Origin of the sequence: Wolbachia endosymbiont (group A) of Ischnus inquisitorius, assembly GCF_964026985.1 — a bacterium.
Lineage (GTDB): Bacteria > Pseudomonadota > Alphaproteobacteria > Rickettsiales > Anaplasmataceae > Wolbachia > Wolbachia pipientis.
Map to the genome: position 1 here is coordinate 343,003 of NZ_OZ034715.1, position 24,844 is coordinate 367,846.

The following is a 24,844-nucleotide window of genomic DNA, read 5'->3' on the forward strand; positions in this document are numbered from 1 at the left end:
ATGTATTAATTTTATATTGATATAGCTCTTTTAATTAGTTTGGGGTATTTTAATGGTTGATTCTTCTTATATGTACGCTTCTAGTGCTTTTGTTCCTAGAGTTTCTTATTCTAGGTCGATTGATTTAAAAGATTCTTTATTGGATTTGGTTAAGGTTCAAAAAGAATCATATGATTCTTTTACTCCTAAGAATAAGGGTAATGAAAGACTTGAAGTTATCTTTCGTACAATCTTTCCAATAAATGATCCTTTGCGTAGGGCTACTATTGAGTTTATAAGTTGTAGGGTAGATGATCCTAAGTATGATGAATCTGAGTGTATAAAGCGTGGCGTAACTTTTTCTGCTCAGGTTATTGCTTCTATACGTCTTGTTGTTATGCAGGATGGTATTTCTCTTGATGAATATAAATCGATTAAAGAGAGTGGAGATCATTCTAAACTTGCAACCGTTGTAAAATCTATAGAAGAGCAGAAAGTCCACTTTTGTGGGTTGCCTATGATGACTGATAAGGGCACTTTCATCATTAATGGTGTGGAAAAAGTTATCGTCTCACAAATGCATAGGTCTCCTGGTGTATTTTTTGATAGCGATAAGGGAAAAACTTACAATTCTGGTAAATTGATCTATTCTGCTAGAATTATTCCTTATAGGGGTTCTTGGCTTGATATTGAATTTGATGTTAAAGACCATTTGTATTTTCGTGTTGATAGAAAAAGAAAATTGCCAATTTCAGTTTTATTAAAGGCGTTGGGTCTATCAAATAATGATATACTCGATAGATTTTATGAGAAAATAAAGTATGTAAAACATAAAGATGGTTGGAAAGTGCCTTTTGTTCCTGATAAATTTAAAGGAGTGAGGCTGCCTTTCGACTTAATGGATATTGAAGGTAATGTGCTGCTTAAAGCTAACGTTCGTATTACCTCAAGACTAGCTAAAAAGCTATATGATAATGAATTGAAAGAGTATCTGGTTCCTTTTAATTCTATATGTGGTTTATTCCTCGCAGAAGATTTAATGGATAGTGCTAGCTCTACGAAAATTTTATCTGCTGGTGAATCTATAAAGCTGGAAGACATAAAGAAGCTTGAGTTATTATCTGTAGATGAAATATCAGTGTTGAACATAGATAATTTGTTTGTTGGACCTTATATATTAAATACGCTTTTCTTAGATGAAAACATGTCTTATCAGGATGCACTATATGAAATATATAGAGTTTTGCGTCCTGGTGAAGTTCCTGTTTTAGAGATAGTAGAAGAGTTTTTCCGTAATCTTTTCTTCAGTCCGGAATATTATGATTTGTCTAACATTGGTAGGTTGAAGCTTAACTCTTACCTTGGATTAAATTATGATGAGGATTTAACTGTTTTAACGCATGAAGATATTATTGAAATTGTGAAAAAAATAGTATTGTTACGTGACGGTCAAGGATCTGTAGATGATATTGATCATTTAGGAAACAGAAGAGTAAGATCAGTTGGAGAGTTTATAGAAAATCAATTTAGAACTGGGTTGTTGAAATTGGAACGCGCAATAGTTGATTCTATGTCCACTTCTAGTTTAGATAAAGTTTCTCCATCTGATTTTATTAATCCAAAAGTGTTAACTAATGTCTTAAGAGATTTCTTCAATTCTTCTCAATTATCTCAATTTATGGATCAGACTAATCCGTTATCTGAAATAACACATAAAAGAAGGTTATCCGCGTTAGGTCCTGGCGGTTTAACAAGAGAACGGGCAGGATTTGAGGTGCGTGATGTTCATCCAACTCATTATGGAAGAATTTGCCCTATTGAGACTCCTGAAGGGCAAAATATAGGGTTAATCAACAGCTTAGCTATATACGCGCGTATTAATAAATATGGTTTCATTGAAAGCCCTTATAGAAAAGTAGTCAATAGGGTTGTTACTGATCAAATTGAGTATCTTTCTGCTATAGACGAAGGCTCACATCATATAGCTGACACTAGCGTAAAGCTTGATGAAAATAATTGCTTTGTTGATGACATGCTATACTGTAGATATGCTGGTAGCTTCGTCATGGTAAGTAGCGACCAAGTTAGTTACATTGACGTATCTCCTAAGCAGGTAATATCAGTTGCAGCTTCCTTGATTCCATTTTTAGAAAATGATGATGCTAATAGAGCATTAATGGGCTCAAATATGCAACGTCAGGCCGTACCTTTATTGAAGCCTACCGCTCCTCTGGTTGCTACTGGTATGGAGTCTTTTGTAGCTTCTGGCTCTGGTGCTGTAGTTTTAGCAAAACGCGATGGCATAGTTGATAGTTCTGATAGTAACTCTATAGTTATACGTGCTTTTGATAAAGAAAGGGTTAACTACTTGGACGTAGATATTTATCATCTAAGGAAATTTCAGCGTTCTAACCATAATACTTGTATTAATCAAAGACCGCTAGTGTGCGTAGGTGATTATGTTAAAAAGGGTGATGTAATAGCTGATGGTCCTGCAATTAACAGTGGTGAGTTGGCGCTTGGTAAAAATTTGCTAGTCGCTTTTATGTCTTGGCAAGGTTATAATTTTGAAGACTCTATTATTATTTCTAGTGAAGTTGTTAAAAAAGATCTCTTTACTTCTATTCATATAGAAGAATTTGACTGTGTTGTACATGATACCCCTTTAGGATCAGAAAAAATAACTCGTGCTATACCTGGTGTTAATGAAGAAAATCTATATCACTTGGATGATAGTGGTATAGTGAAAATTGGTACAAGAGTTGGTCCAGGCTATATTCTGGTAGGTAAAGTTACACCTAAACCTTCTCTTTCATTGCCTCCTGAAACGAAGTTATTAATGACAATTTTTGGTGAAAAGTCATTCGATTGTGCGGATTCCTCTTTATATACATCTCCAGATGTTGAAGGGACAGTAATTGATGTACAAGTCTTTACACGCAGGGGGGTTGAAGAAAATGAAAGGGCATTACTCATCAAACAAAAAGAGATAAATGACTTTGAGGAAGAGCGAGATTATATAATCAATGTTACTAGTGAATATTTCTATGATGAACTGAAGAAACTTCTTATTAATTCTGGTTCTCAAGATCGAGAAAAATTTGACTCTATTGAACGTGAGCAATGGTGGGGTATAGGATTAAAAAACCAATCCATTTCTGAGCAAGTTAAGAGCTTAAAAAAAGATTTTGATGAAAAAGTATCACATGCAATAGCACAGTTTAAGCGAAAAGTAGAAAAATTACATGAAGGTTATGACCTGCCTCAAGGTGTGTCGATGTCAGTAAAAGTTTTCATTGCTGTGAAACATAGTCTGCAACCAGGGGATAAAATGGCTGGTAGACATGGAAATAAAGGTGTGATTTCTCGAGTTGTGCCAGTGGAAGATATGCCTTATTTGGAAGATGGTACTCCTGTTGATATTATTCTTAACCCTCTTGGTGTTCCTTCACGAATGAATGTAGGGCAAATACTGGAAACGCATGTAGGTTGGGCTTGTAGAAAATTAGGGGAAAAGGTAAGTAATATTCTCGATGAGATCAATAAGATCAAAAGTGCTTTTTGCAAGGGAATTAGGTCCCTTAACGATGATAATTTTACACAATTTGCAGTAGCATACCTTGATAATAAAAAAATTGAAAATATTGATGATGATGAAATAACGGCTTCTGTTTTAAATACACCTAATAAGAATGCACTAAATGACGAGTTGAATGAGTTAGTAGAGAACTATTTGAACTCTTGTAAAAGTTCATACAGCAATTTACGTAACTTCCTGATTGAGGTTTATAGCTATGGCAGTAACGTATCTATCTGTAATGATATTCGTAATATTAGTGATAATAATCTCATTGAATTTGCACGCAAATTACGTGATGGCGTTCCTGTTGCTGCACCTGTATTTGAGGGTCCAAAAGATGAACAAATAGCAAAATTATTTGAACTTGCTGGTTTAGATAACTCTGGACAAGCTGTATTATATGACGGTTGCAGTGGTGAAAAATTCGACCGCAAGGTTACAGTTGGTTACATGTACATGCTTAAGTTGCACCACTTGGTTGATGGTAAAATTCATGCGCGTTCAGTAGGGCCTTATAGTTTGGTTACTCAACAACCTCTTGGAGGAAAATCTCATTTTGGTGGTCAGCGTTTTGGTGAAATGGAATGTTGGGCATTACAAGCCTATGGTGCTGCTTATACTTTGCAGGAAATGTTAACTGTGAAGTCTGATGATATTAATGGTAGAGTTAAGATTTATGAATCGATAATAAAAGGTGACAGTAATTTTGAATGTGGAATTCCTGAATCCTTTAATGTGATGATAAAAGAACTACGTTCTTTATGTTTAAATGTAGATTTAAAGCAAAATGATGTAGTGATTGAAGATATATCTCACACTAACATTGCACAACCTTTTAATGAGGTTAGCATATCGATTGCTAGCCCTAAAAGTATTAAGCGTATATCTTGTGGTGAGATAGAAGATGTTTCAACTGCAAATTATCGTACGTTCAAAGTTGAGAAAGGTGGATTATTTTGCCCTAAGGTTTTTGGCCCTGTCAATGACGATGAATGTTTATGTGGAAAATACAAAAAAAGAAGACACAGAGGTCGCATATGCGAAAAATGCGGAGTAGAAGTTACATCTTCTAAAGTAAGAAGAGAAAGGATGGGTCATATAGAGCTTGCATCTCCTGTTGCTCATATATGGTTTTTGAAATCGCTTCCTTCAAGAATTGGAGCATTATTGGATATGTCTCTCAGAGATATTGAGAATATTTTATATAGCGATAATTATATCGTAATAGATCCTCTTGTTTCGCCTTTTGAAAAAGGTGAGATTATTAGTGAAAAAGCTTATAATGAAGCTAAAGATAGCTATGGGATCGATAGTTTTGTAGCTATGCAAGGTGTTGAAGCTATAAGAGAGTTGCTAACGCGCCTTGATTTACATGAAATTAGGAAGGATTTAAGACTAGAATTAGAATCTGTTGCTTCTGAGATAAGAAGAAAGAAAATTATAAAGAGATTGCGTATTGTTGAAAACTTCATTAAATCTGGAAATAGGCCTGAGTGGATGATACTTACAACTATACCTATTTTACCACCTGATTTGCGTCCTTTGGTATCGCTTGAGAGTGGTCGTCCTGCAGTTTCTGATCTGAATCATCATTATAGGACTATTATTAATAGAAATAACAGGTTGAGGAAATTGTTGAGCTTAAATCCTCCTGAGATTATGATTCGTAATGAAAAAAGGATGTTACAAGAAGCAGTTGATTCTCTTTTTGATAATAGTCGTCGTAATACTTTGGTAAATAAAGCTGGTGCTGTTGGATATAAAAAGTCCATTAGTGATATGTTAAAAGGAAAACAGGGTCGTTTTCGCCAGAACCTCTTAGGAAAAAGGGTAGACTACTCTGGACGTTCTGTAATAGTTGTTGGTCCAACTTTGAAACTAAATCAGTGTGGATTACCAAAAAGAATGGCTCTTGAACTATTCAAACCTTTTGTTTACTCAAAGCTTAAGATGTATGGTATGGCTCCAACTATTAAGTTTGCTAGTAAGTTGATAAGAGCAGAAAAACCAGAAGTTTGGGATATGCTTGAAGAGGTAATAAAAGAGCATCCTGTTTTGTTGAATAGAGCGCCTACGCTACATAGACTTGGTATTCAGGCTTTTGAGCCAATCCTTATTGAAGGCAAAGCAATACAGCTTCATCCGCTTGTCTGTACGGCGTTTAATGCTGATTTTGATGGTGATCAAATGGCAGTGCATGTGCCAATTTCATTGGAAGCTCAGCTTGAAGCTAGGGTGTTGATGATGTCCACTAATAACGTTTTAAGTCCTTCTAATGGCAGACCGATTATAGTTCCTAGTAAAGATATAGTACTTGGTATATATTATCTGACTTTACAAGAACCTAAGGAAGATAATTTACCATCTTTTGGTGCTTTTTGTGAAGTTGAGCATTCCTTGAGTGATGGTACTTTACATATTCATTCTAGTATAAAGTATAGGATGGAGTATATTAATAGCAGCGGTGAAACTCACTATAAAACTGTTTGTACAACTCCTGGCCGTTTAATATTATGGCAAATTTTTCCTAAGCATGAGAATCTAGGCTTCGATCTAATAAATCAGATATTAACAGTCAAGGAAATAACTGGTATAGTTGATTTGGTATATCGTAACTGTGGTCAAAGTGCTACAGTGGCATTTTCTGATAAATTAATGGTACTTGGCTTTGAGTATGCCACATTTTCTGGTGTCTCTTTTGGTCGTTGTGATATGGTTATACCTGAAACTAAAGCTACACATGTTGATCACGCGAGGGGTGAAATTAAGAAATTCTCTATGCAATATCAAGATGGGCTAATAACTAGAAGTGAGAGGTATAACAAGGTTATAGATGAATGGTCTAAGTGTACGGATATGATAGCTAATGATATGTTAAAAGCAATATCTATATATGATGGAAATAGTAAGTACAACTCAGTGTATATGATGGTTAACTCTGGTGCAAGGGGTTCTACTTCACAGATGAAACAGCTAGCAGGAATGCGAGGGCTCATGACCAAACCTTCTGGTGAGATTATAGAAACACCTATAATTTCTAATTTCCGTGAAGGATTGAACGTATTTGAATACTTTAATTCTACTCACGGTGCGCGTAAAGGTTTAGCTGACACTGCACTTAAAACTGCAAACTCTGGATACTTAACTCGTCGTTTAGTTGATGTATCTCAAAATTGCATAGTTACAAAGCATGACTGTAAAACAAAAAATGGTCTTGTTGTGAGAGCTACAGTTGAAGGAAGTACTATAGTTGCATCTCTAGAGAGTGTTGTGCTGGGTAGAACAGCTGCAAATGATATATATAACCCAGTGACAAAAGAATTATTAGTAAAGGCAGGGGAATTAATTGATGAGGATAAAGTAAAGCAAATCAGCATTGCAGGTCTTGATGTTGTAAAAATTAGATCGCCTTTAACTTGTGAAATAAGTCCTGGTGTATGTTCTTTATGTTATGGAAGAGACCTTGCAACTGGTAAAATTGTTTCAATAGGTGAAGCAGTTGGTGTTATAGCTGCTCAATCTGTTGGAGAGCCAGGTACTCAGTTAACGATGCGTACTTTTCATATAGGTGGAGTAATGACTAGAGGCGTTGAATCCTCGAATATTATAGCTTCTATTAATGCTAAAATAAAGTTAAACAATAGTAATATAATTATAGATAGAAACGGAAATAAAATTGTGATAAGCCGTTCCTGTGAAGTCGTGTTGATTGATAGCCTTGGTAGTGAGAAGTTGAAGCACAGTGTACCTTACGGCGCTAAGCTTTATGTAGATGAGAGTGGGTCAGTAAAAATTGGCGATAAAGTTGCGGAATGGGATCCTTATACATTGCCTATTATCACGGAGAAGACTGGTACAGTGTCTTATCAGGACTTAAAAGATGGAATTTCGATCACTGAAGTGATGGATGAATCTACAGGAATATCAAGAAAAGTAGTAAAAGACTGGAAATTGCATTCTGGTGGAGCTAATTTACGTCCTCGTATTGTGCTGCTTGACGATAATGGTAAAGTAATGACACTCGCAAGTGGCGTTGAAGCATGTTATTTTATACCGATCGGTGCAGTGCTCAATGTACAAGATGGCCAGAAGGTTCATGCAGGTGATGTTATTACAAGAACACCAAGAGAGTCAGTTAAAACTCGTGATATTACTGGTGGTTTACCGAGGGTTATAGAGTTATTTGAAGCACGTCGTCCTAAAGAGCATGCTATTGTTAGTGAGATAGATGGCTATGTAGCGTTTTCTGAAAAAGACCGTAGAGGAAAACGCAGTATGTTAATTAAACCTGTAGATGAACAAATTTCTCCAGTTGAATATTTGGTATCAAGAAGTAAGCATGTAATAGTCAATGAAGGTGATTTTGTACGTAAAGGTGATCTATTGATGGATGGTGACCCTGATCTCCATGATATTTTACGTGTGCTTGGGTTAGAAGCTTTAGCGCACTATATGATTTCTGAAATACAGCAAGTTTATAGATTGCAGGGTGTTCGTATAGACAATAAGCATTTAGAGGTGATCTTAAAACAAATGCTACAAAAAGTGGAAATTACTGATCCTGGTGATACTATGTACTTGGTTGGCGAAAGCATTGACAAGCTGGAAGTTGATAGGGAAAATGATGCTATGAGTAACTCTGGCAAACGGCCTACTCATTATCTTCCTATTCTGCAGGGGATTACTAGGGCAAGTCTTGAAACTAGCTCCTTTATTTCTGCTGCCTCTTTCCAAGAGACAACAAAAGTACTTACAGAAGCAGCATTCTGCGGGAAGAGTGATCCTTTAAGTGGATTAAAAGAAAATGTTATAGTAGGAAGATTAATTCCTGCTGGTACAGGTTTGATTATGAATAAGATCAGAGCACTTTCACTTTGTGATAATGTGGATAAATATGAAAAATATTTTGATATTGAAACTTATGACGAGGAATGGTTGATGGATAATGGTTGTCATTTACACTCTGGTGAGGAAGAGAGCGTAGTGGCATACGATCAGTCGAATTGAGTACAGCTAGTGTGTCTCTTGACCAAAAAAGCCAATAATATTTTCTTTCACTTCTGTGCTATCTGTCATGTTATTTACTCTCACACGAAATTCAGATGAGCCTTGAAGCCCGCTACTGTACCAACCTATGTGTTTGCGGGCCATCTTTATTCCTGTGTCATTTCCATAGTACTCAAGAATATTGTCGTAATGCTCGAGTATGATGCTTAATCTCTCTGAAGCTGTTGGCTCAGAAGTTTCACTTCCACTGAGAAAGTTCATTGCTTGATTAATCAGCCAAGGTTTACCGTAGGCACCACGACCTATCATCACTCCGTCTGCTCCAGATTCTTTGAGAGCATTCTGAATATCATTTAAATTTTTAATATCGCCATTTACTATAACTGGAATTTTCACTTGCTCTTTAACATTTCTAACGAATTTCCAATCTGCTTGACCATTATAAAGCTGCGCTCTTGTTCTTCCATGCACAGTGATCATTTTTGCTCCTAAGTCTTCGGCAATTTTCGCAAGTCTCGGGGCATTGCGATTTTCATCGTTCCATCCAGTGCGCATTTTCACCGTAACTGGCATATTCACTGCTTTGACCACAGCTTCAATTATCTCAGCGGCTTTTTTCTCATCACGCATTAGCGCTGATCCTGCATAACCGTTTACAACTTTTTTAACAGGGCAACCAAAGTTTATGTCTATAATTTTTGCTCCCATGTCCTCGTTTAATTTTGCAGCCTCCGCCATAACATCTGGCTCACACCCAGCAAGCTGCACAGCAGTTAATGCATCGACTTTTGCTTTTTGCAAACTCTGGCGAGTTTGCATAATCATAGCTCTGCTTGCGATCATCTCTGAAACTAACAAACTTGCACCAAGTTTCTTCACAATACTTCTAAACGGATAATCAGTCACTCCAGACATTGGAGCTAAAATAACTGGAGAATCAATTGTCAAATTTCCTATTTGGAGGGGCATAAGGTCAATGGTAATTTTTCATTGATTACATAATGCAACACAAACTTGCATTCTCCCTTGAAATAGAAGACTGAGATGTTTTCGTCCTTGGCGGACGCTTACGATTTCTTAGATCTTCCTTACATTTCTCATCTTCCATAAGCGCTCTTGTAAATTCTTCTCTTTTCTCATTCAAATCAAATTTATATTCTGATAACTTTTTGTCAATTTCGTCAAATGATTTGTCTTCGTTAAGCATTTGTGTAATTTTATGAGCATTTTCTAACGCAAATATTCCACAGTTATACCCGTCACTTTGCTGCTTAGTTGGGGAAATTCTTATGTCTAATACCCATTCCTCTTTTTGCAGTTCTCTTTTAACAATATTTAGCACATTATCTGGCAATTGATTACCAAATGAGTCACAGTAATAAGCTCTAAATTTTTTATCACCTGCATCAGGTTTAATAACCAAAGTTGCCCAATGATTGTTGTTAATATGAAGAAACGAAGTAAATATCAATTTAGAATTTTGTTTTAATTCACCTCTATAATTCTGAAGAAATTCTTTTGTGAGTTCGTCCCAACCATTAGAATAGCTAGGAGCAAGAAAATAGACATTATTATTACTATGTTCACTTTGTGAGTACCCATACACAACTCTTGCAATATGTGAAATGTCATCATCACATAACCAGTAAGCATAATTTCCTCTGTTTGTCTGATGCACAAGAGTGTCCAAATTTTCATGAAACTCTTTACCACCCAAACCACTATCTTTTGAAGCAATAGAACTTCTGCGACTACTGTTCTCTGAAACAGTTGACCCATCTTCATTATCTGGTCCAGGAAAAATACCACTATCCTCATCTGGAGTTTTTTGCTCACCTTGACTTGCTCTTTTTCCATTAATATAACCCTTCGCTAAGTAAAATAAAGGTTCAACAACCATTTTGTATGCTACTGTAAGAATTGTTCCCATTAAAACCCAAACTACGGGGTTAGAGATGAGCATAGCAAGTGGAAAGGTCAATAGAGGGGATCCTATTACCGCCCCTAAACAGCCAGCAGCGAATGTGGCTGCTAGGCATACACAAGTAGCGTAGATAACGAATTCCTCACCAGCAAAGTAAGTGCTCTCTTTCTGATTATTTTTTGTAATGCCCAACATACTACACCCTATGAACGCTAAGTTAATTAAATTTAAACAAATTCGAACAAAAAAATCAACCATAATAATTTTAGTAGTATGAGAATATATTGAATATTAAGAGCTTTTGGAGTACAGTAACAATGTTAGTAATAGCACAATATATGCACGATATAGAATATATACGCAAAAACCCTGAAGGATTTGAAAAGGCAATGAAAAGCAGGGGAATTAGAGAATCTACTGCGGAAGAGATATTAGAAATCGATCACGAGAAAAGATCATTAACCACTAAACTGCAGGATTTGAATAGGCAGCGCAATGAAATCACAGAGGAAATAAAAAAGCTTAAAATGAGCAAGAGCCCCTGTGAAGAGCAAATAGAGTTGTCAAAAAGCATCACAAATGAGATAGAGGCAATCAGCTTAAAAGAACAAGCAGAAAAGGATAAGTTAGTGAATGTTTTATCTAACTTGCCGAATATTCCTGCGCAAGATGTGCCAATAGGCGCAGATGAGAACTCTAATTTAGAGGTGAGAAGATATGGAGGAAAAAGACAGTTTGATTTTGTACCAGAATCTCATTATGAACTCGGAGAAAAATTAGGTTTAATGGACTTCGAACAAGCGGCGAGAATTTCCGGATCAAGATTTACGATATTAAAAGGACAGTTAGCTAAGCTTGGACGAGCGCTAATAAATTGTATGCTTGAAATGCATGTTAATGAATTTGGCTATACTGAGGTGTACCACCCGGCTTTGGTGAAAAACGAAGCTATGTATAATGTTGGTCAGCTACCGAAATTTTCTGACGATTCGTATTTAACTACCGACGAATTGAGGTTGATTCCCACAAGTGAAGTGTTTTTAACAAATTTAGTTGCTGACAAAATAATGGAAGAAAAAGAACTGCCTATTCGCTTTACTGCATATTCGGAGTGCTTTCGTAAAGAAGCAGGTAGTGCAGGTCGCGATACCAGGGGCATGATAAGGCAACACCAATTTGGTAAAGTGGAGTTGGTAAGCATCACAACTGAAGACCAATCAAATGATGAGCTTGAGCGTATGACGAGTGTTGCTGAAGAGATATTAAAAAAATTAGAATTGCCATACAGAGTAATGCTGCTTTGCAGTGGCGATATGGGTTTTGCTGCACAAAGGACTTATGACATAGAGGTATGGTTACCTGGGCAAAATAAATATAGAGAAATATCAAGCTGCTCAAATTGTGGTGCATTTCAAGCAAGAAGGATGAACGCTAAATACTCTTCAGAAACTGATAAAAAGATGAAAAAATATATTCACACTTTAAACGGCTCAGCTTTAGCTATAGGAAGAACGATTATTGCCATAATGGAGAATTATCAAAATTCTGACGGGTCGATTGCAATACCAAACGTGTTGCAAAAATACATGAGTAATGATACTGTTATAAGCAAATAATAATTTTGACATATAGAAAAGCGAGGAAATAAAAATGAAGGTTCTGGTTATAGGTTCTGGTGGGCGTGAGCACGCTCTACTTTGGGCTCTAAAAAAATCTCCTATCTTGACTGAGTTATATGTAACTCCTGGTCGCCAGGCCATGGAAAATTTGGGAGTTCTTGTGGATGTAAATATTCAAAATTCAGTGGATGTTACACAATTTTGCAAGAGAGAAAATATAGAGTTGGTTGTTATTGGTCCAGAACAACCAATAATTGATGGGCTTGCTGATGATTTAGTTGCAGAGGGAATAAATGTTTTTGCTCCAAGTCAAGCAACTGCAAAACTTGAGGGATCGAAGTCTTTCACCAAGGGACTATGTAAACGATATGGTATACCAACTGCCAAGTACGAGTGTTTTGTTGATGAAGGGTTAGCTAAAGATTTTGTACGTAGCAATAAAATAAAGTTTCCACTTGTAGTGAAAGCAAATGGAATTGCAGCAGGAAAAGGGGTGGTTATATGTAATACAGAAAGCGAAGCTTTTTCAGCAATAAATTCAATGCTAGTGGAGAAAAAATTTGGTGAATCAGGTGAAGAAATAATCATAGAAGAGTTTTTAGTTGGAGAAGAAGTAAGTTTTTTTGCTCTTATTGATGGGTTGAAAGTAGTAACTCTTGGGTGTGCAAAAGATTATAAGAGAGTTGATGAAAGTAATGAAAGCCAAAATACTGGAGGTATGGGGTCGTACTCATCACCTTCAATTATAAGTAAGGACATGGAGCAAAAAATTATCCAAAAAATAATATACCCTACAGCTCAAGCATTGGTTAACATGGGTACGTCTTATAAAGGAGTACTCTTTGCTGGTTTAATGATTTGCAAAGATAGCCCAAAACTTCTCGAGTATAACGTTAGATTCGGTGATCCAGAAACGCAATCTATATTACCTAGATTTGATTCAAATTGCGATTTGTTAAAATTGATGTTGTCAGTTGCAGAAGGAAAGTTAAATGTCAAAATGGTGGAACTTAACAACAAATCTACAGTTTGTGTAGTTGTTGCAAGTAAAGGCTATCCGGGTGATTATCAAAAGGGAGAAGTAATTAAAGGATTAGATAAGATTGAAAGCATTCCTGGTGTGTTGGTGTTTCATGCTGGTACTAAATTCGATGAAAGTGGTAACTTAGTTTCCGATGGCGGAAGAGTGCTAAATATAGTAGCAGAAGGGAGCACTATAGAGGAAGCCAAAAGTAAGGTGTACTCAGCATTAAATTTTTTAGAATGGCCAGGGGGCTTCTTCAGATACGATATCGGTAGTTAATGTTAGCTGTCGGTTAGCAGGTGGTTCACAGAAACGAAAAACTTCCTTGACAAACTCCGCCAGCCCCCTTATCATGAAACTGAAGCTATTGTATTTGCTTTCGCCAATCTGCAGATTAAAAGGTAAGGATTACTTAATGTATCGGCGTCTTATGTTCAATTTTTTGCAGTATATAGATACTGTATGTCTTTACAAAACTTCATCTACATCTAGATTTTTATCTAAATAAGCTGAACGCGCTTATAAAGCGTTACAAGACATCAAAAAATGCCAATACTCGACAGAGATAGTAAAAGACTAGCTAACTCGGGGATTCTTTGTCTTTTTTTCTGCTTAGTAAATTTCTTAAACATTTGCAGCATAGGTTAGTTGCAATTAAAAGCAGCTAAATCTTGCTTGTCAAGCGTTTAAAACATAAAAAACGCCAATATTTTAAAGCAGATAATAACCCCAGGGCTTCTTTTGCCTTTTTTTTCATTTGGTAAATTTCTTAAATATTTATGGCTAAACGACAATCGTCATCCCGCAGCGGGATCTAGAGATACCGCGGCGGTATGACGTAGGGAAACCTTTCTTGGGTTAGCTATAAAACTAATCAGCATCTTGTTTAGCACATATAAATTAAGTTTCACAAATATAGTGCTAAACCTTGAAAATATGTTATAGCTACTTCTTCCAATTTAGTGGTGGGTTTTGACAGTACACATGTTATTTTACTAGCTACCAACTCAAGTGTCACAGAAGTTGCAATCATTTTAAATGTCACAGAAGTTGCAATCACTGCATTTATATTCTGTACTTTAACATTTACTCTACTTTCTATTAGAGGCTTTACCCCCCTTACATCATTACGTACAGCAGTATGATTTATTTCATTTTCAATTCCACTACTATGCTGCAACAAGATATCCCCATTAACTTTTATTTCAACATTTTTGTCACTACTACCATTGTTAAAATTTAATCCCTCATCTCTTCTACTTTGTCTTTTTTCTTTTAATTTTAATTCAGTTTCTCTTTTATCAAGGGTAGGAAATGGGATGTGAGTTTTTTCCTGACCATCTTGATTTATAGCTCTTGTTGTATTAAAAGCTTCGTTGCTTTTACATGATATTGTATAAGTAAGTGGTGTGTAGATTTTTTCTTCACTATCTGGATATTTTATAGTTATTGTTGCATTAAGAATGTCTTTCAGAATATCATTTTCTCTAGCTATGTCTAAAATTTTTTGAATAACTTTGCGATCATGTAATGCGGCAAGTAACTTATCAGTTACTTTTTGATTATTTTTATGTTTTATGGTTATTGTTGTGTTAAGAATGTCTTTCAGAATACCGTTTTCTTTAGCTACTCTTAACATTTTCTCAACAGCTATACTATCTTTACGTAGTATAGCATAAGCAAGTGGTGTGCAAGTTTCTTCCTGACCATCTGGATATTTTATAGTTGTTGTTGCGTCAAGAATGTCTTTCAGAATACCGTTTTCTTTAGCTACTCTTAACATTTTCTCAACAGCCATACTATCTTTACGTAGTATAGCATAAGCAAGTGGTGTAACAGTTACTCTCCGACCATCTGGACATTTTATAGTTATTGTTGCGTTAAGAATATCTTTCAGAATACTGTTCTCCTTAGAGATTTTTAAAATTTCTTCAATAGCTATACTATTTTCACGCAGTATAGCATAAGCAAGTAGTGTGTAAGTTACTTCCCGGCTATCTGAATGTTTTATAGTTGTTGTTGCGTCAAGAATGTCTTTCAGAATATCGTTTTCTTTAGCTACTCTTAACATTTTCTCAACAGCCATACTATCTTTACGTAGTATAGCATAAGTAAGCGGTGCGCAAGTTTCTTCATGACCATCTGGACATTTTATAGTTGTTGTTGCATCAAGAATATCTTTCAGAATACCGTTTTCTTTAGAGATTTTTAAAATTTCTTCAATAGTTTTGCTATTTTTACATGATATAGCGTAAGTAAGCGGTGTGTAAATTTCTTTCTGACCATCTAGATATTTTATAGTTGTTGTTGCGTCAAGAATGTCTTTCAGAATATCGTTTTCTTTAGAGACTTTTAAAATTTCTTCAATAGTTTTGCTATTTTTACATGATATGGCGTAAGTAAGCGGTGTGTAAATTTCTTCTTGACCATCTAGATATTTTATAGTTGTTGTTGCGTCAAGAATATCTTTCAGAATACTGTTCTCTTCAGCTGCTACTAGAATTTCTTTAATAATTTTGCCATCCTCCCAGAACATAGCATGAGCAAGTGGTGTGTAAGTCACTTCCCGGCTATCTAAATGTTTTATAGTTATTGTTGTGTCAAGAATATCTCTCAGAATACCGTTTTCTTTAGCTACTCTTAACACTTTCTCAACAGCTATACTATCTCTACGTAGTATAACATAAGCAAGTGGTGTGTAAGTCACTTCCCGGTCTAGATATTTCATGGTTGTTGTTGTGTTAAGAATATCTTTCAGAATACTGTTCTCTTCAGCTGCTACTAGAATTTCTTTAATAGCTTTGCTATCCTTCCAGAACATAGCATAAGCAAGTGGCGCGTAAGTCACTTCCTTGTTATCTGGATATCTTATAGTTGCTGTTGTGTTAAGAATATCTTTCAGAATACCGTTCTCCTTAGAGACTTTTAAAATTTCTTCAATAGCTATACTATCTTCATATAGTATAGCATAAGCAAGTGGTGTAACAGTTGCTCTCCGACCATCTGGATATTTTATAGTTGTTGTTGCGTTAAGAATATCTTTCAGAATACCGTTTTCTTTAGAGACTTTTAAAGTTTCTTCAATAGTTTTGCTATTTTTACATAATATGGCATAAGTAAGTGGTGTGCAAGTTTCTTCCTGACCACCTGGATATTTTATAGTTGTTGTTGCGTCAAGAATGTCTTTCAGAATACCGTTTTCTTTAGCTACTCTTAACATTTTCTCAACAGCTATACTATCTTTACGTAGTATAGCATAAGCAAGTGATATAATAGTTGATTCTTTACCCCGATGTTTACTTACTTCCGTAGTAAGAATCCTTTGTTTTTCCTTTTCAGATATTTTTTCTAGTTCTTCAGCAATGCTACTTTTTTTGCCTTCTATTTTTGATGCTAATTTTAAAATACTTTTTTCATCTTTCTCTTTCAATTTCGAATCGTTTACCTGATGAGTCATTTTTTTTCTCAAGGTCTTTCTTATTAAACTAAGCATAACATTTTCTCTCTTCGTGGTTATAATATTTGCTTTTATGAATCAGTTGTGTTGATAATGTATTAATTGCATAGTTCAGACATTGTTTTATAAAGCAAAATTTTAGTAGACCACCTTACAAGAACGTTTCTTGCTAATTCTGAATCCGAAAAAAGGACGCAGTAAAGTTATTTGTAAGGGAAGAATGAAACTTGTAGCTATAGCTAAACTGACTTACGATAATTTGAAAAACCGTCATCCCGCTGCTTGTTAGCGGGATCTAGAGATACCGCGGCGGTATGACGGTTCGCAGTGGTATGACGGTTCGCGGCGGGATGACGATAAGCTCGTCATCCCGCTACATTAATATTGTATTAATAAAAACTTAATAATAATCCTTAATAATATATGAACTAACATGTTTGCAATTTCGTATGACAGAGGAAACAAAAGATGGATATGCTTCCTTATACGTTGCAATTCAGGAAGGTATAGCTCTTTTTACAATAATCCGAACAGACCGTAATATGCTACTGGCCTGCTATAGCCATAAACACATATCTTATCGCATTCGGACTATTATAAGAAAGGCTATAATATTGAAGCTGCAGAACTACTAATAAAATGTGGCACAAACGTCAATGATCATTATGAACGCAATCGTACGCCACTGCATATTGCCATCGGACGCAAACAATTAGAAATAGCAAAATTGCTGATAAAAAATGGAGCAAACGTTAATGCAAAAACTCAAAATCATGGTAAAGATGATCTAACACCAATGCACTTTGCAGTTTTTGCAAATACGCCAGAATTTATAGAATTACTAGCTAGCCATGGTGCATTGATTAATGAAAGAGAAAGTACCGAAGGGTATACTCCTCTTCACTTTGCTGCTTTATATGGGAACAAAAATATAATACAAGCCTTAATTGATAAGGGACAAGATATTGAAGATGTGGACAATAATGGGCGAACAGCTCTGTTTTTAGCTGCTAGGCAGTGCACTGAAGCAGAAGATGATAGCAGAATAGAAATTATCAAGTATTTGATAGACAAGCTCAGAGGTTGTCGGGAAACTAGTAAATTCAAGCATATTCCCTCTTTAACATAACCCTACTCATAGCTAGGTATATGAAATTCTCAGTGGATGTTGTGAGTAAATCATACTCCTTCGATAGCCTTCTATTCCTATTAACCCAAGCAAAAGTCCTTTCTACAACCCATCTTCTTGGCTGTACTTTAAACCCTTGTTCTCTTGTTGGTAGTAGCTCAGGTGGCGTATCTTTGTGCACCCAAAATCTACATGGAGGCCTTTTAACAATTTCAATATCTATGTCATATTCTTCCTTTATGTGATTCTTTAAATTTCTTCCTTGGTATCCCATGTCAGCCCACATTTTTTTAACTTTAGTATATTTTGTTCTCATATTGTTTAATGCTATTTTAATACCATCTCTATCATTTTCGTTAGCAGCGCCTACGTAACAACCTAGTATAAAACCCTGAGTGTCTGTAATTATATGCCTTTTTCTACCCTTTACTTTTTTACTTCCATCATAGCCTTTGATCCCCCCTTTTCTGTAGCCTTTACAGATTGACTATCTACTATACAGGCACTCGGCTGCTCATTCCTTCCTATTTTTCTTCTACTATATTTTGTAATTTCATAATTCATTTTCTCAAAAATTCCCTGCTTCTTCCATTGCCTGAACTGCTCATACACAGTCTTCCATAGCGGAAAATCATTTGGTAAATACCGCCATTGACACCCTGTACGCAATACATAGAAAATTGCTTCTAATATTTCTTTTTTGCTATACTTTGGCGGCCTTCCTCCTTTCTTGTATGATACTCTGAAGTGTTTTTCTATTCTTGCCCATTCCCTTTCGCTTAGATCTGTTGGATACTTTTTTCTCATCTTTACCCCGTACTAAAATTTCAGATATTATAGCCTTTTACTTGTTTCCGGACAACCTCTCAAAGCAGATGTAACAAAGAAAGACAATAATAACAATGCAGTACTCTTTCCTGCCGCTAATAATTGCCCTGGAAAAGTGGTAGAATTCATCATTGAGCAATATATAAAAATCTTTGAGTTAGAGAATTTTATCAACCACAAAAATAATGATGGAATGGATGCTTTGGATATTGCGCTGAATAGTGGAAACGAGAAAGCTATTGAAGTATTAAGATCATATGGAGCAGATATCAAGAATAAGGTAGATGGTAGCATTCAAAAAATTACTGCAGAAAAACCAAGTAGCACCCTAGACAGAGCAGAAAGTGCAGAGGTAGCGCCTCCAATTAAGCAAAGAGTATAAAGCTTTTTATAAAGCGATTATAAATTTCAGTAAGTTGCAGAGGCTCTACAATGGGAAGTGTAGTATGTTAGCAGATACAAATGACTAGATAAATTATATTTCATTAAAGTCATTTATCTTGAAACATAAGCAGGATTTTGTATAGTTGTTTCAATTTGGGTCTGTATATTGAAACAACGCGTGAAAATGACAGGTCATTGTACAAGAGGTACCTAATTCACCGACAAGAATGCTAGATAAAGACACTTACATTTCAATTATTTCACAATTTCTGTATAATCTTAAAAACTCAATTAGTGCGTTATGAAGATAATAATAGGTAATGCTAGTAAGGAATTAGGGGAATCAGTAGTTAACCGGCTAGATGTTCAACCATCCTCTGCTTGGATATCAAAGTTTACCGATGGCGAGGTAAATGTAGAAGTAGCAAATGATCTATATAATCAAGAAGTATATATAATACAATCTCTTTCTCCCCCTGTGAATGATAACCTTATGGAGCTTCTGCTCATAATTGATGCAGTAAATAGATTAGGAGCCAAAAGGATAGTAGTAATTATTCCTTATTATGGATATAGCAGGCAAGATAGAATTATCAAGAACAATAATGTGCAGTCTGCTTTAAGTGCCAAATTAGTTGCAAATCTTATTCAAACTGCAGGTGCAAGTAGCGTTGCAGTTATTGATTTGCACTCAAGTCAAATTGAAGGATTCTTTGATGTACCGATAACTAATTTGAACTGCTTTGAAGCATTTGTTGACTCTATACACACGGAAAATTTGGCAATTGTTGCACCTGATGTTGGAGCAATTGGTAGAGCACGTGCTTTTGCAAAGACTTTAGAGGAAAAGTACAAGATAGGGTTAAGTGATAAGATTATTGTAGTAGATAAATATAGGGAGAAAGCAGGCACATCTCAAGTAATGAACATAATAGGAGAAGTTGCAAATAAAAATTGTGTCATTGTTGATGATATAGTTGACTCTGGTGGAACATTGTGTAATGCAGCTCTTGCTTTAAAAGGCCACGGAGCAAAGTCCGTAATTTCATGCATCACACATGGCGTGCTTTCAGGAAGTGCAGTTGAGAAAATCTCTTCCTCTTCTTTAGATAAATTAGTGATTACGGATACCATACTTCACAAATTTGAAAAAACTGGTAAAATAGAAGTTGTTTCGGTCGTAGATATTTTAACTCACTTTATCCAAGGAGGTAAAGATGCCAGCTAAGTCAACAGAAGACGTTATTACTTCACTAATAGAATTTGCAAATAAGAGAAAAATAACAATTACCAAAGAAGAAATGCTTAAAATTGCACAGCTTGTAAGGATTAAGTTATCAAATGACGAGATTGATCACTACTCCAAAGAACTGACAATGCTGGATTGGATACATGATACTTTATTGCAAGTTAATACTGAAGGTGTTTCTCCTATGCGTTATGGCAGCATAGACAAGGACATTCATGTACGCGATGATGTTATAAATTCTCAAAACATTAAAAAAGAGATATTGTCCAATACAAAACCTGAGCATGGGTATTTCGTAGTGCCAAAGGTTATAAGCAATTAAAGTAAAATAAGGCTCATATCAAATCTATAATAGATCTACTTTCAAAAATAAGACCAATCCGGTAAAGAAGCATTTGTGGGAGTGGAAACCATTTTTTGATTTTTCTTTACTAAGTCTACTAAATATAGTTTAGAGTTGCTTGGTGATTCTGTTCTTGTAAAAATGATTTCTCTACCATTTGGTAACCATGCCGGGGATTCAATTTTATGCCCCTCTGAAAGCAGACGTTCTTCTTTGCCATCTGGCTTCATAACTCCTATGTAAAATTTTCCTGACTGAATCTTTGTAAAAGCTATCAGATCTCCTTTTGGCGACCAAACAGGCGTAGCATATCTTCCACTTCCAAAACTAATTCTTTTAGGTTTTTTACTTTTGTTAGTAAAATCGATAACGTACAGTTGCTGACTTCCACTTATATCAGAACTAAAAGCCATATACTTTTGATCTGGAGAAAAAGAGGGAGAAGTGCTTATAGCTGAACCTTTAGTAATTTTTTTTGTTCGTTTACTACTTAAATCCAAAGATAATATATTCGTTTCACCACCCAATGAGTGGGAAATTAAAAGAGATTTACCATCGGGAGAAAATCTTGGTGCAGAAACAACTCCTTCAAATGCGCTGATTATTGATTCAGTGTTATCTTTTAAATTTTTTAATATTATATAACTTTTACCATTTGCGTACGAGATATAAACAATGCCCTTTCCATTTGGTGAGAATCTCGGTGTTGACACAAATCTATCGCCATTTGTTAAGTATTTTATATTACTTCCATCTTGATTCATCACAGCAATTTTACGCACAGATTTGTAGTTGCTATCTTTTTCTTCAGCGATATACGTGATTTTTGTGTTGAAGTGCCCTTTCTCACCAATTAATCTATCATGTATCACATCCGAAACGAGGTGACCAATTTTTCTCCAGTCTTTTGCTGGAAAAACAACTGACTGAGTAAGTAATTCTCTTTTTGTAAAAGCGTCAAATAAACGAAATGATAGCTCTAATGCACTACCAGATATTTCGCTTAAACTTACTGTGACTACAGTATCGCTTTTCCAAGATTTAGATTCAGCTTCCGCGCCACGTTTTACATTAAATAAGCCACAATTAGATAAATTTGTTCCTATTACCTTTGCAATATTTTCGCTTAATTCGCTTTCCAACGCTGTTTTACATGTACATTTAGATACAACAAGACCAATGTTACCAACACTGCTTTTTTTTATATCAACATATAAAGCAGCTTTTGTAAAATAAGGAATAAATAACGAAATAAATAACACCAGATGAACGAATAGCTTCATTCATTTCATACCTGTTCTATCTGAACCTCAATTATAGGCCTTTTTAGTAAATATTCCTTTAAGATACTCAATATTGAACTTTCAATCTTATTTTTAATTTTTTTTGTTGGCTGCAAACTAAACAACGACTCAACTTTCTTGACAATTTTCTGTATGGTAGCTGCATCTTCTAGCACTTCAAAAACACCAGGTACAAATACTTTTGGTTTAGCAAGCAATTTATTTTTCTTGTTTACAACTGCTGTTACCACAATAACTCCGGCATCTCTCATTCTTTTACGCATTTTTATAACACTGCTCTCCGGATGACGTAGCAACATACCATCAATACCAAAGTAGTCAACATCAATTGAATCAACCTTTTCTCCGTTCTCCAAATTAACAATATCACCTGGTGCAATCATTATTGCTTTTGCCACACCGCACTCTTTAGCAAATTTTACATGTGCATGCGTGTGAATATATTCGCCGTGAACTGGAATAGACATCTTCGGTTTTATTAAAGAATACATTTCCTTTAGCTCTTCTCTTGTTGGATGCCCAGAAGCATGAACATGCTCTGTTTTTTCAGTAATAACTTCTACCCCCATCTCAATAAAGGCATTGAGCATGTTGTGCGCACGAGTTTCATTTCCAGGAATGATTTTTGACGAAAAGATCATGGTATCACCTTGCTGCATTTTAAATGCTTGATGACTCTTAGCAGCAAGTCTTGCGGTAGCTGCCAGTGGCTCACCTTGACAACCTGTGCAAAGTAGCACCAGTTCTTCCCTTGGAAAATTTACTGCTTCCTTTGCTTCAAGAAACTGAGGAGAATCAGTTAAATAACCACTATCTTGCGCAACTTTCACTATTCTCCATAAAGATCTACCAAGTAAAACTACTTTTCTATTTAGTGCTTTTGCAGCTTGGCTTATCGTTTCAATTCGTGCCACATTTGAAGCGAATAGCGAAACAGCAACTAATTTTTTAGACCGCTTTATTATGTTATAAATATTATTATAAATTTCACCTTCTGACTCAGGGTGATGCTTGCTTAATATATTGGTTGAATCGCAAATTGCTGCAAGCAGGTCACCTTTATCGCCAATTTCTTTTAGACGCTCCATATTAGAAGTTAATCCAACAACAGGTTTTGGATCAAATTTCCAGTCTCCGGTATGGAGTGCACTACCCATTTCAGTGCTAATTAATATTGAATTTGCCTCAGGAATTGAATGAGTTACATTTATAAACTCGACGGTAAAAGGACCCAAATTTATGCTGCCATTTATGTCTACCTCTTTCACAGGCACTATACCTTCCAATCGAAATTCTTTTAGTTTCTCTTTAAGAAAATTAACCGTAAACTTTGTTGTATATATGGAGCACTGCAACTCTTCCCACAAGTGGGGCACTGCACCGCAGTGGTCCTCATGTGCATGTGTAATTATTATTCCAAGTAAATCTTTTTTTCTTTGAGCAATAAAATCTATATCAGCAATGAGCAGCTCAACACCTGGCATAGTTTCATCTGCAAAACCAACACCAAGGTCGATCATAATCCACTTACCTTGGTAATGATATAGGCTAACATTCATCCCGATTCTTCCTACTCCCCCAAGCGGAAGAAATAAAAACTCATTTTTGTTTATATTCATTAAATTTAAATTATTAAAACCTGAGAATAGCAAAACTTCGACCTTAAATAAAGAAATTTATTGCTTTTACATAGTTTTAAGGAACTAAGAAGTTTCTGTTGGCTAATAATAACACTATTGTTAAGTTTTCCATTAATAAGGTCAAAGAATTGCAGGATTAAATGAAAACCCGTAAACAGTTACCCCTTTATGTCATTTAGCAGATTTCTTATTTTTTTTTTACTTTACTAAAAAACCCTTCAGATTGCTGTTGTACACTTGCATTTTCCTCTTCTTCAAGCGCTTTTAATAGTTCAATTTGCTTTTTAGTTAAATTTTTTGGATTTAAAGTCTCAACTATTACCTGTACGTATAAATCACCACGAGCATGTGAGTTCATATATGGCATACCCTTTTCCCTACAACGTAGTTTGGTACCAGTTTGAGTGCCTTCAGGGACCTTTACTTTTATTTTAGCTCCATCAATTGATTGAATATCGATTTCACCACCAAGCACTGCTAGTGTCATTCTTATAGGCACTTTACAGTGTAAATCTGCTTTATTTCTAGCAAAGATTTTATGGAAAATTATTTTCACGTATACGTATAAATCTCCACTTTTTCCACCTTTTGTTCCAGCTTCTCCTTTACCACTTATCCTTACCTTAGCTCCTTCTTCTATGCCTTTTGGAATTGAAACGGATATATTTACTTCATCTCTTCTACGTCCACTTCCACCACATTTCTTACATTTGTTTTGTATTATTTCTCCTTCCCCATAGCATGTAGTACATGTTCTTTCGATGGTAAAAAAGCCTTGTTGAGTTCTAATCCTACCGCTTCCCTGGCATGTGTGGCACTGAACTGGTTTAATTGCTCCTTCGCCACCTGTGCCTTGGCATGTATCACATTTTACATTTGTCACATAATGTATAGGCGCTTGTATTCCTTTAAATGCATCTTCTAAGGTAATTTCAAGATCATAACGTAGGTCTGCTCCAGATACTCCTGTTGTACTTCTTTTTGCTCTCGATCTACTTGCACCACCACCGAATCCTCCACCAAAGAAGTCATTGAATATGTCGCTAAAATCTCCTGCAGAGCTAAAGCCTTGAAATCCACCAGAAGCACCTTCGTGGCCATAACGGTCATAGCCTGCCCTTTTCTCAGAGTCAGACAGAACTTCATATGCAGCTGTTACTTCTTTAAATTTTTCCTCTGCTTCTTGATTGCCATGATTTCTATCAGGATGATATTTTAATGCTAATTTTTTATACGCTTTTTTTATCTCATCAATACTGGCATTTCTGCCTACTTCCAGCAGATCATAGTAGTCTTTTTTGCTCATATATAATAGTTTAGTGCTTAACCTTTAAAGATAGGTATTACATATATTAATTTCAAGTGTGACTTCTGTTT

General features: G+C 35.6%; 13 protein-coding genes and 2 pseudogenes. 8 read left to right on the forward strand and 7 right to left on the reverse strand.

Annotated features, from left to right (window positions below):
- Positions 1-52: 52 nt before the first annotated feature.
- Positions 53-8,566: a DNA-directed RNA polymerase subunit beta/beta' gene (locus AAGD90_RS01820; protein ID WP_341822026.1), complete on the forward strand. Its 8,514-nt coding sequence runs from the start codon at positions 53-55 to the stop codon at positions 8,564-8,566.
- A gap of 6 nt (positions 8,567-8,572) precedes the next feature.
- Here AAGD90_RS01820 and dusB read toward each other — a convergent pair whose 3' ends face one another.
- Entirely contained in the window at positions 8,573-9,535 is a 963-nt protein-coding gene (dusB, locus tag AAGD90_RS01825; protein WP_010962313.1) for a tRNA dihydrouridine synthase DusB, read from the reverse strand.
- Between the two features lie 25 nt (positions 9,536-9,560).
- A complete protein-coding gene (locus AAGD90_RS01830) occupies positions 9,561-10,496 on the reverse strand; it encodes a Ulp1 family isopeptidase (protein WP_341822027.1) in 936 nt (311 codons plus the stop codon).
- 332 nt (positions 10,497-10,828) lie between these two features.
- On the opposite strand from AAGD90_RS01830, the gene serS reads away from it, so the two are divergent.
- A complete protein-coding gene (gene serS / locus AAGD90_RS01835) occupies positions 10,829-12,106 on the forward strand; it encodes a serine--tRNA ligase (protein ID WP_038198549.1) in 1,278 nt (425 codons plus the stop codon).
- A gap of 34 nt (positions 12,107-12,140) precedes the next feature.
- Complete coding sequence (purD, locus tag AAGD90_RS01840; protein WP_264705519.1) at positions 12,141-13,412, forward strand: phosphoribosylamine--glycine ligase; 1,272 nt, start codon at positions 12,141-12,143, stop codon at positions 13,410-13,412.
- A gap of 628 nt (positions 13,413-14,040) precedes the next feature.
- Here purD and AAGD90_RS01845 read toward each other — a convergent pair.
- Positions 14,041-16,626 carry a hypothetical protein gene (locus tag AAGD90_RS01845; protein WP_341822028.1) on the reverse strand — a complete coding sequence of 862 codons (2,586 nt, stop codon included), beginning with the start codon at positions 16,624-16,626 and terminating at the stop codon, positions 14,041-14,043.
- Between the two features lie 413 nt (positions 16,627-17,039).
- Here AAGD90_RS01845 and AAGD90_RS01850 point away from each other — a divergent pair, with 413 nt between their 5' ends.
- Positions 17,040-17,225, forward strand: coding sequence for a hypothetical protein (locus tag AAGD90_RS01850; RefSeq protein ID WP_341822029.1), 186 nt, complete (start codon positions 17,040-17,042; stop codon positions 17,223-17,225).
- Positions 17,165-17,671 (forward strand): annotated as a pseudogene (locus AAGD90_RS01855) (ankyrin repeat domain-containing protein); the annotation flags it as partial. The gene AAGD90_RS01850 and the pseudogene AAGD90_RS01855, both read left to right, overlap by 61 nt.
- 22 nt (positions 17,672-17,693) lie before the next feature.
- Here AAGD90_RS01855 and AAGD90_RS01860 read toward each other — a convergent pair.
- A protein-coding gene (locus AAGD90_RS01860) for an IS5-like element ISWpi1 family transposase (protein WP_341822030.1) occupies positions 17,694-18,526 on the reverse strand; the annotation gives its coding sequence in 2 pieces (ribosomal slippage) (positions 17,694-18,157 and positions 18,157-18,526; 834 coding nt in all).
- 58 nt (positions 18,527-18,584) lie between these two features.
- On the opposite strand from AAGD90_RS01860, the pseudogene AAGD90_RS01865 reads away from it, so the two are divergent.
- From AAGD90_RS01865 to gatC, 3 genes and pseudogenes are all read left to right on the forward strand, one after another.
- A pseudogene (locus AAGD90_RS01865) lies at positions 18,585-18,929 on the forward strand (ankyrin repeat domain-containing protein); the annotation flags it as partial.
- Positions 18,930-19,232: 303 nt separating this feature from the next.
- Entirely contained in the window at positions 19,233-20,159 is a 927-nt protein-coding gene (locus AAGD90_RS01870; RefSeq protein WP_209473167.1) for a ribose-phosphate diphosphokinase, read from the forward strand.
- Positions 20,149-20,502, forward strand: a complete 354-nt coding sequence (gene gatC / locus AAGD90_RS01875; protein ID WP_010962323.1) for an Asp-tRNA(Asn)/Glu-tRNA(Gln) amidotransferase subunit GatC — start codon at positions 20,149-20,151, stop codon at positions 20,500-20,502. Before AAGD90_RS01870 ends, gatC begins: the two co-directional genes overlap by 11 nt.
- 41 nt (positions 20,503-20,543) lie before the next feature.
- Here gatC and AAGD90_RS01880 read toward each other — a convergent pair whose 3' ends face one another.
- The 3 genes from AAGD90_RS01880 to dnaJ form a co-directional block, all read right to left on the reverse strand.
- A complete protein-coding gene (locus AAGD90_RS01880; RefSeq protein WP_006279726.1) occupies positions 20,544-21,806 on the reverse strand; it encodes a Tol-Pal system protein TolB in 1,263 nt (420 codons plus the stop codon).
- Positions 21,807-21,811: 5 nt separating this feature from the next.
- A complete protein-coding gene (locus AAGD90_RS01885; RefSeq protein ID WP_012673044.1) occupies positions 21,812-23,446 on the reverse strand; it encodes a ribonuclease J in 1,635 nt (544 codons plus the stop codon).
- 208 nt (positions 23,447-23,654) lie between these two features.
- Complete coding sequence (dnaJ, locus tag AAGD90_RS01890; RefSeq protein ID WP_341822031.1) at positions 23,655-24,773, reverse strand: molecular chaperone DnaJ; 1,119 nt, start codon at positions 24,771-24,773, stop codon at positions 23,655-23,657.
- Positions 24,774-24,844: the final 71 nt, after the last annotated feature.

Excerpts from the sequence above, each read along its gene's own strand:
- AAGD90_RS01830 (WP_341822027.1), bottom strand. The coding sequence starts at position 10,496 with ATGGGAACAATTCTTACAGTAGCATACAAAATGGTTGTTGAACCTTTA.
- serS (WP_038198549.1), top strand. The coding sequence starts at position 10,829 with ATGCACGATATAGAATATATACGCAAAAACCCTGAAGGATTTGAAAAG.
- gatC (WP_010962323.1), top strand. The coding sequence starts at position 20,149 with ATGCCAGCTAAGTCAACAGAAGACGTTATTACTTCACTAATAGAATTT.
- AAGD90_RS01850 (WP_341822029.1), top strand. The coding sequence starts at position 17,040 with ATGACAGAGGAAACAAAAGATGGATATGCTTCCTTATACGTTGCAATT.
- AAGD90_RS01845 (WP_341822028.1), bottom strand. The coding sequence starts at position 16,626 with ATGCTTAGTTTAATAAGAAAGACCTTGAGAAAAAAAATGACTCATCAG.
- AAGD90_RS01870 (WP_209473167.1), top strand. The coding sequence starts at position 19,233 with ATGAAGATAATAATAGGTAATGCTAGTAAGGAATTAGGGGAATCAGTA.
- purD (WP_264705519.1), top strand. The coding sequence starts at position 12,141 with ATGAAGGTTCTGGTTATAGGTTCTGGTGGGCGTGAGCACGCTCTACTT.
- dnaJ (WP_341822031.1), bottom strand. The coding sequence starts at position 24,773 with ATGAGCAAAAAAGACTACTATGATCTGCTGGAAGTAGGCAGAAATGCC.
- AAGD90_RS01880 (WP_006279726.1), bottom strand. The coding sequence starts at position 21,806 with ATGAAGCTATTCGTTCATCTGGTGTTATTTATTTCGTTATTTATTCCT.
- AAGD90_RS01885 (WP_012673044.1), bottom strand. The coding sequence starts at position 23,446 with ATGAATATAAACAAAAATGAGTTTTTATTTCTTCCGCTTGGGGGAGTA.
- AAGD90_RS01820 (WP_341822026.1), top strand. The coding sequence starts at position 53 with ATGGTTGATTCTTCTTATATGTACGCTTCTAGTGCTTTTGTTCCTAGA.
- dusB (WP_010962313.1), bottom strand. The coding sequence starts at position 9,535 with ATGCCCCTCCAAATAGGAAATTTGACAATTGATTCTCCAGTTATTTTA.